Annotated in this window: 14 protein-coding genes and 1 pseudogene; 4 read left to right on the top strand and 11 right to left on the bottom strand. The window is 62.9% G+C overall.

What is annotated here, in order from left to right:
• From NX05_RS21670 to NX05_RS03475, 3 genes and pseudogenes are all read right to left on the bottom strand, one after another.
• Positions 1-653, bottom strand: a pseudogene (locus NX05_RS21670) (IS3 family transposase); the annotation flags it as partial.
• Positions 654-1,118: 465 nt separating this feature from the next.
• Positions 1,119-3,482 (bottom strand): Tex family protein, encoded by a 2,364-nt coding sequence (locus NX05_RS03480; RefSeq protein WP_039434878.1) that lies wholly within the window; start codon positions 3,480-3,482, stop codon positions 1,119-1,121.
• Between the two features lie 103 nt (positions 3,483-3,585).
• Entirely contained in the window at positions 3,586-3,813 is a 228-nt protein-coding gene (locus NX05_RS03475) for a hypothetical protein (RefSeq protein WP_010373249.1), read from the bottom strand.
• A gap of 190 nt (positions 3,814-4,003) precedes the next feature.
• Here NX05_RS03475 and NX05_RS03470 point away from each other — a divergent pair, with 190 nt between their 5' ends.
• Positions 4,004-5,215 (top strand): NAD(P)/FAD-dependent oxidoreductase, encoded by a 1,212-nt coding sequence (locus NX05_RS03470; protein WP_039434874.1) that lies wholly within the window; start codon positions 4,004-4,006, stop codon positions 5,213-5,215.
• Here NX05_RS03470 and NX05_RS03465 read toward each other — a convergent pair.
• The 5 genes from NX05_RS03465 to NX05_RS03445 form a co-directional block, all read right to left on the bottom strand.
• Complete coding sequence (locus tag NX05_RS03465; RefSeq protein WP_039434870.1) at positions 5,173-5,661, bottom strand: hypothetical protein; 489 nt, start codon at positions 5,659-5,661, stop codon at positions 5,173-5,175. The two genes, NX05_RS03470 and NX05_RS03465, sit on opposite strands and share 43 nt — an antisense overlap.
• Positions 5,658-5,855 carry a PspC domain-containing protein gene (locus tag NX05_RS03460; protein ID WP_039434867.1) on the bottom strand — a complete coding sequence of 66 codons (198 nt, stop codon included), beginning with the start codon at positions 5,853-5,855 and terminating at the stop codon, positions 5,658-5,660. Before NX05_RS03460 ends, NX05_RS03465 begins: the two co-directional genes overlap by 4 nt.
• Before the next feature lie 114 nt (positions 5,856-5,969).
• Positions 5,970-7,046, bottom strand: a complete 1,077-nt coding sequence (locus NX05_RS03455; protein ID WP_010373238.1) for a class III poly(R)-hydroxyalkanoic acid synthase subunit PhaC — start codon at positions 7,044-7,046, stop codon at positions 5,970-5,972.
• The gene (gene phaE, locus NX05_RS03450) at positions 7,043-8,269 is read right to left on the bottom strand and encodes a class III poly(R)-hydroxyalkanoic acid synthase subunit PhaE (protein ID WP_039434864.1); all 1,227 of its coding nucleotides are present in this window, start codon (positions 8,267-8,269) and stop codon (positions 7,043-7,045) included. Before phaE ends, NX05_RS03455 begins: the two co-directional genes overlap by 4 nt.
• 55 nt (positions 8,270-8,324) lie before the next feature.
• A complete protein-coding gene (locus NX05_RS03445) occupies positions 8,325-8,939 on the bottom strand; it encodes a CDP-alcohol phosphatidyltransferase family protein (RefSeq protein ID WP_010373231.1) in 615 nt (204 codons plus the stop codon).
• A gap of 132 nt (positions 8,940-9,071) precedes the next feature.
• Here NX05_RS03445 and NX05_RS03440 point away from each other — a divergent pair, with 132 nt between their 5' ends.
• Positions 9,072-9,830 carry a 3-hydroxybutyrate dehydrogenase gene (locus tag NX05_RS03440; RefSeq protein ID WP_039434852.1) on the top strand — a complete coding sequence of 253 codons (759 nt, stop codon included), beginning with the start codon at positions 9,072-9,074 and terminating at the stop codon, positions 9,828-9,830.
• A 369-nt stretch (positions 9,831-10,199) separates the two neighbouring features.
• On the opposite strand, the gene NX05_RS03435 is transcribed toward NX05_RS03440, so the two are convergent.
• The 3 genes from NX05_RS03435 to ppsR all read right to left on the bottom strand — a co-directional run bounded on the left by NX05_RS03435 (position 10,200) and on the right by ppsR (position 12,312).
• Positions 10,200-10,688 carry an NUDIX hydrolase gene (locus NX05_RS03435; RefSeq protein WP_017118688.1) on the bottom strand — a complete coding sequence of 163 codons (489 nt, stop codon included), beginning with the start codon at positions 10,686-10,688 and terminating at the stop codon, positions 10,200-10,202.
• An 86-nt stretch (positions 10,689-10,774) separates the two neighbouring features.
• A complete protein-coding gene (locus tag NX05_RS03430) occupies positions 10,775-11,284 on the bottom strand; it encodes a DUF1249 domain-containing protein (protein WP_010373224.1) in 510 nt (169 codons plus the stop codon).
• Positions 11,285-11,490: 206 nt separating this feature from the next.
• Entirely contained in the window at positions 11,491-12,312 is an 822-nt protein-coding gene (gene ppsR, locus NX05_RS03425; protein WP_010373220.1) for a posphoenolpyruvate synthetase regulatory kinase/phosphorylase PpsR, read from the bottom strand.
• Between the two features lie 142 nt (positions 12,313-12,454).
• Here ppsR and ppsA point away from each other — a divergent pair, with 142 nt between their 5' ends.
• Complete coding sequence (ppsA, locus tag NX05_RS03420; RefSeq protein ID WP_017113190.1) at positions 12,455-14,833, top strand: phosphoenolpyruvate synthase; 2,379 nt, start codon at positions 12,455-12,457, stop codon at positions 14,831-14,833.
• Positions 14,833-15,819 (top strand): mechanosensitive ion channel family protein, encoded by a 987-nt coding sequence (locus NX05_RS03415; RefSeq protein WP_039434845.1) that lies wholly within the window; start codon positions 14,833-14,835, stop codon positions 15,817-15,819. Before ppsA ends, NX05_RS03415 begins: the two co-directional genes overlap by 1 nt.
• Positions 15,820-15,956: the final 137 nt, after the last annotated feature.

Here is a 15,956-nt window from a genome sequence, read left to right as displayed (position 1 = left end):
AGTGCGGATGAAGGTGAAATCGCTCGCCCAGGCCGTGTTCGGCTCAGCGACATCGAACTGCCGATCAAGCAGGTTGGCTGCGGCGACGTACTCAGTCCCGCAATGGAAGCGGGGTTTGCGCCCATAGCCCACCTGCGCACGTAACCCTTCCGCACGCATCAACCGATGCACCCGATGGCGACTGCAGCGCTCCGCCAGATCGCGCAGATCCTTGGTGATCTTGCGATGCCCATAGACACTGCCGCTGGCCAGCCACTGGTGCTTGATTAACCCCAGCAGGCGTTCGTCTTCCTCGGCGCGCTTACTGTCGGGCGACTTTAGCCACGCGTAGTATCCAGCCCGGTTCACCCGCAACACCCGGCACATCGCGCGCACCCTGAATTCTTCGCGGTGGGCTTGCATGAAGACGTACTTTGCCTTTACCCCTTGGCAAAGTACGCGGCGGCCTTTTTTAGGATGTCGCGCTCCTCGGTCACTCGGCGCAACTCGGCGCGCTGCACGACGCCGCGCTTGCCGAACTTGCGCATCCAGGCGTACAGGCTGTGCGTGGTGACACCCAGGCGCTCGGCGACTTCTGCCACCTTGAACCTGTGATCGGTCACTTGCCGGACCGCTTCGATCTTGAACTCATCCCTATACCGCTTGCTGCTCATGGACACCTCCGAATCTGCCATTTTCCATGGCCTTGAGATGTCTAGAAAAGCCTGGGCGTATCAATATCCGCTTCTTGCTTGAGCGCTCCTAACCTGCCGCCCCTAGTGACATCGTCAGCGAACGTCGTCTGCCGCTCCCACCGACCTGCCCACCATCTTGACTGGTCCTTGCCCGCTCACTGTCGCACTACCCTTGGCGGCATGGATGCCGCCAAGTTTACAAGGACGTCCTTGCAATGTGTCCCGCGATGGTGGGCCGGCAAGGGGCCTGCAACCAAGCCGCAGATCTCCCCAGGACGTTGGGCGGCCTACCCGCTAGCAAAGAGACCAACTAGAGCTGCTCTCCACCTATCTCATCATGATCTGCGGCGACATCTAAGCCAAACCGCAGACCAGTCCATTGCGATGTAGATCCATGCCGCGCTACCCAACCACGCCGATCAACCAAACAATCAAAAGCGCGCCTTAACTACGCTTGGCACGTGCAAACGCCGCCGCCAACGCATTGTCGGCCGGCGGCGCGGTGATCCGCGGTTTGCTATTGGCTTGCACCTGACCACGCCCGCCACCGTCGCGCCTGCCCTGCCCCGGGCCGCCATTGCCGCGGGCCTCGCGCGGTTGCGCAGAGCCATCGGCCGGTGGCGGCATGTCGGACAAGCGGCAGGTCAGCGCGATGCGCTTGCGCGCCACATCTACTTCCAGCACCTTGACCTTGACGATGTCGCCGGCCTTGACCACATCGCGCGGGTCTTTGACGAAGGTCTCTGACAATGCCGAGATGTGCACCAAACCATCCTGGTGCACGCCGATATCGACGAACGCACCGAACGCGGCTACGTTACTCACCACGCCCTCGAGCACCATGCCGGGCTTGAGGTGCTTGATGTCCTCGATGCCTTCGGCGAACTGCGCTGCCTTGAACTCGGGACGCGGATCGCGACCGGGTTTTTCCAGTTCTTTGAGAATGTCGCGCACGGTCGGCACACCGAATTGTTCGTCGGTGAACAACTCCGGCTTCAGGCTACGCAGAAAACTGCCGTCGCCCAGCAATGCCTTGATCGGCTTGCCGCTGCTGCTGACGATGCGCTCGACCACCGGATAGGCTTCCGGATGCACCGCCGACACGTCCAGCGGCTCGTCGCCATCGGCAATGCGCAGGAAACCGGCGCATTGCTCGAAGGTCTTGTCGCCCAGACGCGGCACCTTGAGCAGATCCTTGCGACGCTTGAACGGGCCATTGTCGTCGCGGTGACGCACAATATTTTCCGCCACCGTGCTCGACAGCCCGGACACGCGCGACAGCAACGCCGCCGAAGCGGTATTGACGTACACGCCGACCGCGTTGACGCAGTCTTCCACACGCGCTTCCAGCGCCTTGGCCAGACGATACTGATCCACATCGTGCTGGTACTGGCCTACGCCAATCGCCTTGGGCTCGATCTTCACCAGCTCGGCCAGCGGATCCTGCAGACGGCGCGCGATCGACACGGCACCACGCAGCGATACATCCAGATTCGGGAACTCCTTGGCCGCGAACTCGGACGCCGAGTACACCGACGCGCCCGCTTCGCTCACCACAACCTTCTGCAACTTGGCCGCGCCGCACAGCGCAATCGCCTCGCCGGCCAGCTTGTCGGTCTCGCGGCTGGCGGTCCCGTTGCCGATCGCGATCAGCTCCACGTTGTGCTGCATGCACAATTTTTTGATCGTCTGCAGCGACTGATCCCACTGCCGCTTGGGCTCGTGCGGGTAAATCGTTTCGGTAGCCACCAGCTTGCCGGTGGCATCGACCACGGCGATCTTGCAACCGGTACGGATGCCCGGATCCAGCCCAAGCACCACGCGCGGGCCGGCCGGCGCCGCCAGCATCAGGTCCTTGAGGTTGTCGCCGAACACCGCAATCGCCTCGGCCTCGGCCTTTTCGCGCGCCTGGTTGAACAGGTCCAGCAGCAAATGCATGTGCAGTTTGGCGCGCCAGGTCAGCCGGCAGGCATCCAGCAACCAGCGATCGGCCGGGCGGCCTTCGTTGGAAATGCCGGCATTGCGCGCCACGCGGCCTTCGGCATATTGGTGTCCGGCCTCGGCATCGCTGCCAGGGTCCAGATCCAGGTACAGGATTTCTTCGCGGCGTGCGCGGAACAGCGCCAGCAAGCGGTGCGATGGAATCTTCGCCAGCGTTTCGGCGTGATCGAAGTAGTCGCGGTACTTGGCACCGGCCTCTTCCTTGCCCTCTGCGACGCGCGCGCGGATTACCCCGTTGTCGTTCAACCAACTGCGCAGCTCACCGACCAATGCGGCGTCTTCGCCCCAACGCTCCATCAGGATGGCGCGCGCGCCTTCCAGCGCGGCCTTGCTATCGGCAACGCCCTTTTCGGCGTCGATGAAGGCTGCCGCAGCGACTTCCGGGGTCTGCGTCGGATCCGACAACAGGCCATCGGCCAATGGCTCCAGCCCGGCTTCGCGCGCGATCTGTGCGCGGGTGCGGCGCTTGGGCTTGTAGGGCAGATACAAATCTTCCAATCGCGACTTGGTGTCGGCCGCCACAATCTCGTTGCGCAATTCATCGCTGAGCTTGCCTTGCTCGCCAATGCTGGACAGGATCGCCGCGCGGCGTTCTTCCAGCTCGCGCAGGTAGGTCAGGCGGGTTTCCAGGTTGCGCAACTGGGTATCGTCCAGCCCGCCGGTGACTTCCTTACGGTAGCGGGCGATGAACGGGACGCTGGCGCCCTCATCGAGCAGTGCAATGGCGGCGCGCGCCTGGGCGGGCTGGGCACCGATTTCGTCGGCGATGGTGCGAGCAATCTGCTGGGCAAGCTGGCTATCGTGCATGACGGCGCGGCGTGAACCGCTTCACTGAAAAAAAGCATTTTCGCAGTGCAGGCCCGCCACGGAAACCCGTTGACAGCGCCGTCGTAAACCTATGCCGCCGCGCTCAGCTGACGCGGCGTGCGTAATGGGTGGCGGCACGTTCGACCAGGATGCTTTCCTGCAGCGATTCCAGCGCCATCACGCGAATCTTGCCGACGTCCTTCAGCGGCACCATGCGTTCGACATACACCTCCGGGCCAGCGTCGGTCATTGCACGCGACTTGCTGAAACCGTAAGGCACCACGCCCTTGTCGCCATCTTTGCTGCCACCGACGTACAGGACAATCGACATACCGACACCCTCTTCTGCTGCTGTTGCTGCGTTGTGGCGGAAGGATAACCAGCGCGCCGTGAGGAGCTTTCCACGCACGTTAACGCCGGCTGTTTGCGGTTTGGTGACGGCAGCAAGGCCGGGCTCGCCTCACGGCCGCTTCACCCCGGTTGGCCGTCAATCGCGGTCCGCCCACTGTTTACGACACCGCATGGACCTCAAAAGTGGCTATCCGTTCTGGTCGATCCGCAATGGATTAATGCGCGCTTACCCGCGCCTGGAGCAAGACACCCAATGCGAGGTCGCCATCGTCGGTGGCGGTGTCACCGCCGCGCTGATTGCGCATGAACTCCTGCGCCACGGCCATGAAGTGGCGGTGATCGAACAGCGCGACATCGGCTGGGGCAGCACCTCGGCCAGCACCGCCTTACTGCAGTACGAAATCGATACGCCGATGATCGAACTGGCCAAACAGCACGGCATGGCGGCAGCGGCGCTGGCGTATGGCGCTTGCGCGCAAGCCATCCTCGACCTGCAGGGCCTATGCAACACCCTTGGCGGCACCGATTTCACGCGCCAGGATAGCCTGTACTACGCCAGTCGCGCGCGCGATTTGAAGGACCTGCGTAGCGAGCTGGAGACCCGCAAAGCACACAAGTTGCCGGTGGAATGGATCGAGCGCGCGCCGCTCTGGCACAACTACGGTGTGCATTCGGAAGGCGCGATCCTTAGCCGCCTGGCCGCCAGCGTGGACCCGTACCGGCTGTGCTACCGCCTGTTTGCCGAGTGTGAGCAATACGGTGCACGCATCCACGACCGCACGACCATTGCCGCGATCGATCCGCACGACCAGCACGTCGAACTACGCACAGCAGAGGGCGTCAACGTGCGCGCACGTCATGTGATCCTGGCCGCAGGCTATGGCAACCAGCGTTGGCTGTCGCAGCAAGTGGCGCGCAACCGCAGCAGCTACGCCTTCGTGACGGACCCCTTGCACGATAGCGAGATGGGTGCGCTCAAGCACACGATGATGTGGGAGACCGCGCGCCCGTATTTGTACGTCCGCAGCACCCCGGACGGACGCGTGGTCGCCGGTGGCGAAGACGACACTATCGACATCCCCACGCGCCGCGATGCGCGGGTGGAGAGCAAGCTGAAAACGCTGCTGAAAAAAATTGCCAAGACCATGCCCGATGTGAGCCTGCGCCCCGCGTTCGCATGGGCCGGTACCTTCGCAGAAACTGCCGATGGGTTGCCGTTCTTCGGGCCGCATGCCGAACTGGGGCCACGCGTCTCGTTCGCCATGGCCTATGGCGGCAACGGCATTACCTACAGCGCGATTGGCGCGGGATTATTACGCGCCCAATTGGAGGGCACGCATCACCCCTTGTCCGAGTTGTTCGGCTTCTCGCGTCTGAGTTGAAGGCGCCACGGCCACCAGCCGTGGCCATGCATCGCGTACATATCGGCGGCCCGCTCCAGCGGGTTGCGCACATGGATGCCGCCGCACAAAAAATACACCGGCAAAAACAGCGGCCCCAACAGCATGTACTGATAAACATGCGCGCGCTCGTGGTCGCCCAGGCGCACCGCTGGATGTTTGCAACGGCCTGCGGCATGCGCGTAAGTGCTGCACTGCAGGTCGAGCGAGGCACCTTTGAGCAGAATGACGTTTCCCAACGTCATCGCCCCGCCCGGCCCCCACGGATAAGCGTGGAAGACCACCGCATATTCTCGCGGGGACCAGACTGCGCGTGCGCCAAAGCAACACCCGGCCGCGCCGATCGCCAGCCCGAGCAAGGTATTGGGCAGCGTCCATAACGCGCCCAGCGCCTGCAGTGCAGGCCGCCCGCGCGTTGCCGGATTCAATCGGCCTGGTTGGGAATCAGCAGCCACAGGATCAGGTAGACCAGGATGCCGGGGAATGCGGCCGAGGCAATCGACACGATGACGAACAACACCCGCAGCAACGTGGAGCTCCAGCCAAAACGATGCGCAACGCCGCCAACGACACCGGCGATCATGCGGTCATTGAGGGAGCGGGACAGTGTGGTGGTGGACATGACAGGACTCCTGCAAACGTAGCCAACAGTCTAAAAAGCGCGACAGCAGTACATGGTGATGGCTGCACGACCTGCTCAGCGCAGCGTCACCTGCGCGTGCGGCAGGCCGCGATGTCACCCATTCCCGCCACGTTCCTGCAACCAGCGATGGATCGCCACCGGCACCTCGCGCTGCGCGCGCCCGGAGACGTAGATCCCGATATGTCCACCGCGGAAGCTCAGTTCGCTGTAATCGTCGCTGCCGACCAGCCCACCCAGTGCCCGCGAGGCATCCGGCGGCACCAGGTGATCGTGTTCGGCATAGATATTCAGCACCGGCATGTCGAGCGCCTGCAGGTCGACCGCCTGCCCGCCGATGCTCACCTGCCCGGTGACCAGCCCATTGCGCTGGTAGAACAAGGTGACGAATTCGCGGAAGGCTTCACCGGCGAGGTCCGGCGAATCGAAGATCCATTTTTCCATGCGCAGGAAATCTTCCAGCGCCTGCTTGTCGTCAAGGATGTCGAGCAGGCCCACATATTTCTGCAGATTGAGCCGGAACGGCTTGAGCATCATGTAACTGGCGTTCATCAGATCAGCCGGCACGTTGCCCATCGTTTCCACGAACAGATCCACATCGACCATGCGCGCCCAGTTGGACAGCATGTTGTCGGGGGTGTGGAAATCCACCGGTGTCACCATCGTGATCAGGTTGCGCACCTTGTCGCGTTGCAGCGCGGCGTAGCACAGCGAGAACGTGCCGCCCTGGCAGATGCCGAGCACATCGACCGCCTCCAGCCCGGATTGCGCGCGCAGGTGATCCACTGCGCCATCGATATAGCGCAGCAAATAATCTTCCAGCGTGAGGTAGCGCTCGGAGCGGTCCGGGTAACCCCAGTCCAGCACGTAGACGTCCTGGCCGTGACTCAGCAGCCCCTTCACCAGTGAGCGATCCGCCTGCAGATCGACCATGTACGGGCGATTGACCAGCGCGTAGACGATCAGTAGCGGCGTCTTGGCTACCGGGGCCTGCTCGCCGATGAAGCGATACAGCACCACCTTGCCGTCGCGCCAGATTTCTTCGCGCTCGGTGACGCCGTAATCCACATCGTCCACGCCGGGCAGCAGCTTGAGCCCTTCGCGCAACTTGCGTTGCATCGACAGGGTTTCCTGCATCAGATCTTCGGCGCTGAATCCCAACGGGCCTTTCATGCCTGCGCTCCACGTGGCTTGTGTGCACCGGATTTGCCGGCCGCAGGCTTGGTCGAGTGCTTCGCGCCAGTGCTCTTTTTAGCCGGCGTCTTTTTCGCTGGCTGAGTGATGGCCGAGGTCTTTTTAGGTGAAGCCTTCGGCGCCGCAGACTTTTTGACGGACGCCTTCGTCGATGCGCCCTGCTTCACCGCCTGCGCAGCCTTGGCCGGCCGCGCTGCGCTGCGCTGCTTGGCGGCCGACGCACGCTTGCCGGCCGCTGGTGCGACCGGATCAGCTTCGGGCGCTGCCGTGGGCTTGCTCGGCGGTGACGCTGCGGTGCGCAGCATCCGCCTGACCAGGCGTTCCAGTTCAGCGATGCGGCGATGCGCGGCGTCCATCTCCGAACGCGTCGGCATGCCGACGCGTTCGCTGAGCTGCTCGATCTCTTCCTGTAGCGCAGCGCGCAGGCGCATGTGCGCATTGGCGAAGCCGCCATACACCTGGCGAAACTGGTCCGACAAGGCGACGTCGGCATAGGATTCTTCGGCCGCTTCGATCCACAGGTCGAACAAGGCGCGGGCGCTGGTCAACTGGCTGCCACTGCTCTCGTGTTCGCTGAGCTTTGACGCAAAACGGGCAAACGCCTGTTCGATCGCCGCCTTGAGTTGCTCGCCATAGGCCTCCGATTGGGCCTGAAAATCCTGCTGCGCGCGGGCCAACTTTTGTAGGCGCGACTGGTGATTGCGGTTCAAACCAAACGCCGGCATGTCCAGCCACGGTGCGTTTTCCTCCCGCCACTTTTGCAGCGTCTGCGCCGCTTCCTGCAGCCACGGGTCGAACCCGCCCGGGCTACCACCGCGCAGCGAGCCCAGCGTCCACTGCATCAGCTGTTCGCCCTGCCCTTGCACGGCCTGGCGCCAGGCATCGGCCACTTCATTGGCCGAGGTATCGCGCCCGGCAAACTGCGCGGCCACTTGCTGCATGGTGCCGAACCAATCGCCGGCGTGGGTACGGAAGCGGTTGATCGCCTCCTGCGCCTGCGGTGCGGCCTGCGTGGGCAGCAACTGCGACCACCAATCCACCGCCTTGCGCCAATCCTGCGGGGCGTCGCCACCGGACGCAGGCGGCGGTTGTTGCGCAGCGGGGCCGGCCTGGCCGTGGCGCATGGCATCTCCCCAGGCAGCCCAGTATTGGCGCGCCTTGTCATCGAAGTTGCCGTTGTCCGAACCGCTGCTTGCCATCATTCCATCCCGTGACCGTTCACCAATCCATCCTACCGCGTGCATACCAGCGTGCCGCTCAGGGTTTGGGGATTCGCAGCGTCTTGCTGATCATCAGCGAGCCGGACACCGCAAACAACAATACCAGTGGGTGGAACTGCCACGGCCCCAGCTGCCACTGGCCCCACCACAAGGTCTCGCCGATATGCCCGCTGCTGGCGGCAACCGCGAGCAGGATCACCAGCAGCAGGCTGGTGGGAATGGGCGTGCCTTCGAAATACGGCACCTTGTCGGCCTCGCCGGCGATCTCCTCGGCGGTGACGTTGTAGCGCGCCAGCCGGCTCACGCCGCAGCAGACGAAATAGCTCAGCACCAACCAATCCCAACCGCCACGCATGCCGCAGGCATACCCCAGCGCTGCCGGCGCCACGCCGAAGGAAATCACGTCCGCCAGCGAATCCAGCTCACGGCCCAGGGTGGAAGACGCCTTGCGCCAGCGCGCCACGTGCCCGTCCAGCGCATCGAACACGAATGCCAGCGGAATCAGCGCCATCCCCAGCAACAAATCGCCACGATGCCCTTCTTGCAGGAACCGCATTGCCGCAAACACCGCGCCGGTGCCGCAGAACGCGTTGGCAAGCGTGAACCAGTCCGCCAGTTGGAAATCGCGCAGCATCGAAAAATGGCGTTTCATGCGGAGCCTGAGGTGAGCAAGACACGAAGGGTAACGCGCGCGCGCGATGCAGGCGACCGTTTCGCCACACTCGGCTAGGCTGGCGATCCGCGTGACCGCTCCAGGCCGCGCATGACTTCGTGAGGACACCCGATGCGCAGCATCCTGATTACCGGCGCGGGCAGCGGCATTGGCGCCGGTATCGCCACCCAGCTGGCGGCCGACGGCCATCACCTGATCGTCAGCGATATGCAGCTGGCGGCCGCCGAGCGCACGGCGCATGCGTTACGCCAGGCCGGCCGCTCGGCCGAAGCGCTGGCGCTGGACGTCACCGACGCAGACAGCATCGCGCAGGCACTGGCCGGCGTATCCCGCTCGCCGCAAGTGCTGGTGAACAATGCCGGCCTGCAGCACGTGGCCGCGCTGGAAGAATTCCCGATGCAGCAGTGGGCACTGCTGCTGGATGTGATGCTCACCGGCGCCGCACGCCTGAGTCGCGCCGTGCTGCCTGGCATGCGCGCGGGCGGCTATGGCCGCATCGTCAACATCGGCAGTATCCACTCGCTGGTGGCCAGCCCGTACAAGAGCGCATATGTCGCCGCCAAGCATGGGCTGGTGGGCCTGGCCAAGGTCATCGCCCTGGAAACCGCCGATGACGACATCACCGTGAACACGCTGTGCCCCAGCTATGTGCGCACGCCGCTGGTGGAGCGGCAAATCGCCGATCAGGCGCGTATTCGCGGCATCGCCGAAGACGCGGTGATCCGCGAGGTGATGCTCAAGCCAATGCCCAAGGGCGCCTTTATCGACTACGACGAGCTGGCCGGCACCGTGGCGTTTCTGATGTCGCATGCTGCACGCAACATCACTGGGCAATCCATCGCCATCGACGGCGGCTGGACGGCGCAATAAACGCGCTGGCGAAATTTTGACCAGCCGTTGCGCCCGCCAGCTGGCGCAACGGCTGCGCGCGCTTGTCCCCAGACTTGCGCAGCGTCCATCCGCAGGGGTTGTGGAGAACTGAGGGACGTTCGCCGTTCCATGGAGAGCCGAGATGCTCCCGATGATTGAGGTTCAAATGGAACGGTTGAGCTTGGCTGGTGACAGATGCTGCGCTGATAGCCGGCACTGCACGCCGATCTGGCGCCGAGTGCTAGATCGCTGCCCCACATCGCTGGCAGAAGGTCGAAACGCTGCAGTCGCGTTCGGCTAACGTCCTACTGGCGCGGTATCAGCAACGCGTATCTCACGTACTGCGCAAGCCGCTGGCACGCAAACCGATCAGATGCGCGAATACGTCCACGACTGCATGCGCCCGTCGCGATACGGCATGACACCGTGGAATGGGCGCGGGTCGCCATCGAACACCAGCGGCAGGAAATGGCGGTCGCCTTCCCACATCGGCACCTCGTCCATGCGGTCGATCGCGATCCATTCCAGCGTGCCCTCCGGATTGGAAGTGTGCGGCGTGCCTTCGAAGCTGCCGATCAGGAACACGAAGCCCAGCCAGTCTTCGCCCTGCTTGCCGAAGCCCGGCCAGCTGATGGTGCCGCGCAGTTGCATCTCGCCGCAGTCGACCCCGGCTTCTTCACGAATTTCGCGGCGCATGCAGGCCAGCACGTCTTCTTCCGGTTCCAGCTTGCCGCCCAGGCCGTTGTATTTGCCCAGATGCTGGTCGCCGGGACGGGCATTGCGGTGAATCATCAGCACCTGGGTGCCGTCCGGCGACAACAGGTAGCCAAGCGTGGCGACAATCGGGGTATAGGGCATGGCACGCGATCTGAAACGAAGCGCATCAGTATGACTGAAGCGGTTGACCGAAGCGGCCTGGCGCACGCCCGCCGGAGAACAACAGCTCAGCTGACGGCGGCCTGCGGGTTCGGCCGCGGCGGTGCCACATAATCGGTATCCAGGCGCAGCGTCGCAACGCCGTGGCCACGCTCGGCCAGGTACTCCAGCCACTTGCCCAGGAACGTATTCATCCGCATGCGGTGGCTGATCAGCTCGGCCGGCGGCGGGAACATGCCCATCACGTCTTGCCAGCGACGACCGACATAGCAATGCGTGGTCTCTGCCTGACGCGCGTCGCGGTACAGGCGCACGTACGCAGACGGGTCCGGCTCGCCGGTGACCGGGTCACACAGGTCGTAGGTCAGCCGCAGCTCCACCGTGTAGCGATGGCATTCGATCACGTCCAGCCGCAGGTTCAAACCGTCGCCGATCGACGACACGTAGGAGCCGGGGGCCAGATCGGCCGGAGCGAATAGCCGAGTCAGATGCTGGAAGTTTTCTGCGTACAAGCCCATCAGCCAGCCAAAGCGGCTCAGTTTGGGAATGCGTTCGAGTTTGCTCAGTGCTTGGGCCATGGACCGATCCTACACGCTGCGCCGCCGCACGGGCAGCATTGACGAGGGCCCAACCGCAGGCCTACCTTGGCGGAGCACTGCCCCGCCCGCTTCGTTTCCCCCAGCCGCCGACGGAACCGCGTTGGCAGCTCTTTCGAGCCGATGTGCATTGCGGCCGAACGCAAGTGACGGCCACTAATCCCGACTGTCCAATCCCCACTGCCCGCTCAAAACATTTCGCGCTGCAGTCCCAACGTAGACAACACCTTGCTGGAAATTTCTTCGATCGACGTATTGGTGGTGCTGAGCGAGGGAATGCGCTCCATCTGGAACATGCGCTCGGCAATCGCCACTTCGCGACGGCAGGTTTCTGCTGCGCTGTAGCGCGAATTCGCACGCCGCTCCTGCCGAATCTGCTGCAGCCGCTCCGGATCGATGGTCAGACCAAACAATTTGCTGCGGTAATTGCGCAACCGCGGCGGCAGCTGTTCGTTTTCCAGATCTTCGTCGGTGAGCGGATAGTTGGCGGCGCGAATGCCGTAATGCAAGGCCAGATAGATGCAGGTCGGCGTTTTGCCCGCGCGCGACACCGCCACCAGGATCACGTCGGCCTCATCGTAATTCAGTGCAATGCCATCGTCGTGACTCAGCGCGAAGTTCATCGCGTTGATACGGCGGTGGTAAGTCTCGAAATCCACCATGCCGTGCGCGCGACCCACACGCGAATGACGCGGCGCGTTGAGCTCGCGCTCCAACGGCTCGATGAAGGGTGCGAACACATCCAGCATCAGCGCGCCGCTTTCGGCCAGGATCATGCTCAATTGTGGGTCCACGCACGAATTGACCACCACCGGGCGCACTTGGTACCGCTCGCCTGCAGCGCGCACACGCATCGCGGCATCGCGTGCTTTTTCTGCATCATCAATGAACGACATGCGGTCGGTGACAAAATTGAATCCGCTGAACTGCGTGAGCAGGCTATGCCCAATCGTTTCAGCGGTGATACCGGTTCCATCGGAGACGTAAAACACCGGCCGAATTGTTGACATCAAGACCACCTCTTTGAACTAGTGTCCAAAATTTACAGGTTCATGCTTGTGCATATTCCGCTGTGCACTGCATCATAGCGGCTTCTTCCTACGGTCGCGGCCATTCAGCCCGCTCGGGCGATGGCCTTACGGAGCATCGCGCTTGAACGAGAATATCCTGTGGTTGCATGAGCTACGCTTGGCCGACCTGGCCCGCGTAGGCGGTAAGAATTCCTCACTTGGCGAGATGATCGGCAACCTGGCTGGGTTGGGCGTCTCGGTTCCCGGTGGATATGCAACCACCGCGGAAGCTTTCAAGGACTTCATCGCGCACAACGATTTGTCCAAGCGCATCTTCGACAAGTTGGCGACGCTGGATGTCGAAGACGTCAACGCACTCACCCTCGCCGGCAAGGAAATCCGTGGCTGGGTGATCGACGCACCGCTGCAGCCGGAACTGGACCGCGACATTCGCAGCGCTTACGAGCAGCTATGCGCCGAAAACGGCGGCGGCGATGTTGCGGTGGCCGTGCGCTCCTCGGCCACCGCCGAAGATCTACCGGACGCCTCGTTTGCAGGCCAGCAGGAAACCTTTCTCAATGTGACCGGCGCCGACGATGTGGTGCACAAGGTCAAGGAAGTGTTCGCCAGCCTCTACAACGATCGCGCGATTGCCTATCGCGTGCATCATGGCTTCAAGCACGAAGACGTCTTCCTGTCGGCCGGCGTGCAGTTGATGGTGCGCTCGGGCGTCGGTGCGGCCGGCGTGTTGTTCACGCTGGACACCGAATCCGGTTTCCGCGATGTGGTGTTCGTCACCTCGAGCTTCGGCTTGGGCGAAATGGTCGTGCAAGGCGCGGTCAACCCGGACGAGTTCTACGTCTACAAGCCCACGCTCACCGCGGGCAAGCCGGCGATTCTGCGCCGTTCGCTCGGTAGCAAGGCCATTCGCATGGTGTACTCAGATGTGCCGGGCGAACGCGTGCGCACCGAAGAAACCCCGGTGGAATTGCGCAGCACCTTCTCCATCAGCGACGAAGACGTGCAGGAGCTTTCCAAGCAAGCGCTGGTGATCGAAAAGCATTACGGCCGCCCGATGGACATCGAGTGGGCAAAAGACGGCGTCAGCGGCAAGCTGTTTATCGTGCAGGCGCGCCCGGAAACGGTGAAGTCGCGCAGCCATGCCACCCAGATCGAACGTTTCTCGCTGGAAGCCAAGGACGCCAAGATACTGGTCGAAGGCCGCGCCGTCGGTGCCAAGATCGGCAGCGGTGTGGCGCGCGTGGTGCGCTCGCTGGACGACATGAATCGCGTGCAGGCGGGCGATGTGTTGATCGCTGACATGACCGACCCCGATTGGGAGCCGGTGATGAAGCGCGCTTCGGCGATCGTCACCAATCGTGGCGGCCGTACCTGCCACGCGGCGATCATCGCGCGTGAACTCGGTGTGCCGGCCGTGGTGGGCTCGGGCAACGCCACCGACGTGCTCAGCGACGGCCAGGAAGTGACTGTGAGCTGCGCCGAAGGCGACACCGGCTTCATCTACGAAGGCCTGCTGCCGTTCGAGCGCACCACCACCGATCTGGGCAACATGCCGCCTGCCCCGCTCAAGATCATGATGAACGTGGCCAACCCGGAACGTGCATTCGACTTCGGCCAGCTGCCGAACGCCGGTATCGGTCTGGCGCGTCTTGAAATGATCATCGCCGCGCACATCGGTATTCACCCGAACGCGCTGCTGGAATACGACAAGCAGGACGCCGACGTCCGCAAGAAGATCGACGCCAAGATTGCCGGTTACGGCGATCCGGTGAGCTTCTACGTCAACCGCCTGGCCGAAGGCATCGCGACGCTGACCGCGTCGGTAGCGCCGAATACGGTGATCGTGCGTCTGTCGGACTTCAAGTCCAACGAATACGCCAACCTGATCGGCGGTTCGCGTTACGAGCCGCATGAAGAAAACCCGATGATCGGCTTCCGCGGCGCCAGCCGTTACGTCGATCCGTCCTTCACCAAGGCGTTCGCGCTGGAGTGCAAGGCGGTGCTGAAGGTGCGCAACGAGATGGGCCTGGACAACCTCTGGGTGATGATCCCGTTCGTTCGCACGCTGGAAGAAGGCCGCAAGGTGATCGAAGTGCTGGAGCAGAACGGGCTCAAGCAAGGCGAGAACGGGCTGAAGATCATCATGATGTGCGAGCTGCCATCCAACGCGCTGCTGGCCGATGAGTTCCTGGAGATCTTCGACGGCTTCTCGATCGGCTCCAACGACCTGACCCAGCTCACCCTGGGCCTGGACCGCGATTCGTCGATCGTGGCGCACCTGTTCGACGAGCGAAACCCGGCGGTGAAGAAGCTGCTGTCGATGGCAATCAAGTCGGCGCGCGCCAAGGGCAAGTACGTGGGCATCTGCGGCCAGGGGCCGTCGGATCACCCCGAACTGGCCGAGTGGCTGATGCAGGAAGGCATCGAGTCGGTGTCGTTGAACCCTGACACCGTGGTCGATACCTGGCTGCGCTTGGCCAAGCTCAAGAGCGAGAGCTGATGGGACTGTTCGGTGCAGTGTGGGCGGCAGCTGCGGGAGCAGCTGCTGCAACGCCGGCAGCGGGAGCCGCGGTTGCGAAACCGGCGACGGCCACCGAGCCGGCGTTCAATTGGGCCACCATCCCTTGGGCGCAGTACGCAGTCAATTGGGGCGTGGCACTGCTGATCGTCGTGGTCGGCATGTGGCTGGCCAGGCAACTCAGCCAATGGTTGCACCGTGCGCTCACCCGCGCACGCGTGGAGATCACACTGACCAACTTCCTGCGCAACGTGATGTATGCGTTGTTGCTGGTGTTGGTGTTCGTCAGTGCGTTGAGCCAGATCGGCGTGCCACCGACCTCGCTGATCGCAGTGCTCGGTGCGGCAGGCCTGGCAGTCGGCCTGGCGTTGAAGGATTCGTTGTCCAACATCGCCGCAGGCGTGATGCTGATCGTGCTGCGACCAATGCGCGATGGCGACCACGTGTTGATCGCGGGCCAGGAAGGCGTCGTCGACGAGATCCGGATCTTCCAGACCCGCATCCGTTCGTTCGACGAACGCATGATCACCCTGCCCAACAGCACCATTACCACTGCACCGATCGTCAACTACAGCACCCTGCCCAACCGCCGCCTGGAAGTCACCGTGGGCGTGGGCTACCAGGACGATTTGAAGAAGGCGCAGCAGTTGTTGCTGCAGATTGCCAAGGACAACCCGAACATCCTGGAATCGCCGGCTCCGTTTGTGCAGGTCACCAACCTGGGCGAAAGTACGGTCGATCTGATGTTGTTCGCGTATGCCACCAACGGTAACTTCGGTGCAGCCAAGAGCACCACGCTGGAACAGATCCGCAATCAGCTGCTGGAAAATGGACTCAACATCCCCTACCCGCAGCGCGATCTGCACGTGTATCACCACGATGCCGATGGCAAACCGATCGCCGATCTATTGCTCAACGGCGTCACCGACGATGGCGATCTGAACAAGGGACCTTCGTTGGCGCGTTGACGCGATCAGACAGGCAATACCGGAGTGGAAAACAAAAAGGCCGCATCGGATGATGCGGCCTTTTTTCCGGTGTGGATGGCTACGGGTCGTGTTGACGAGGGATGCGAAAAACTAAAGCTGAAATCGCTTCACACGCC

The organism is Xanthomonas vasicola (genome assembly GCF_000772705.2).
GTDB lineage: Bacteria > Pseudomonadota > Gammaproteobacteria > Xanthomonadales > Xanthomonadaceae > Xanthomonas > Xanthomonas vasicola.
The sequence above is the reverse complement of the archived record's forward strand: the minus strand, read 5'-3'. Positions and strand labels throughout refer to the sequence as shown.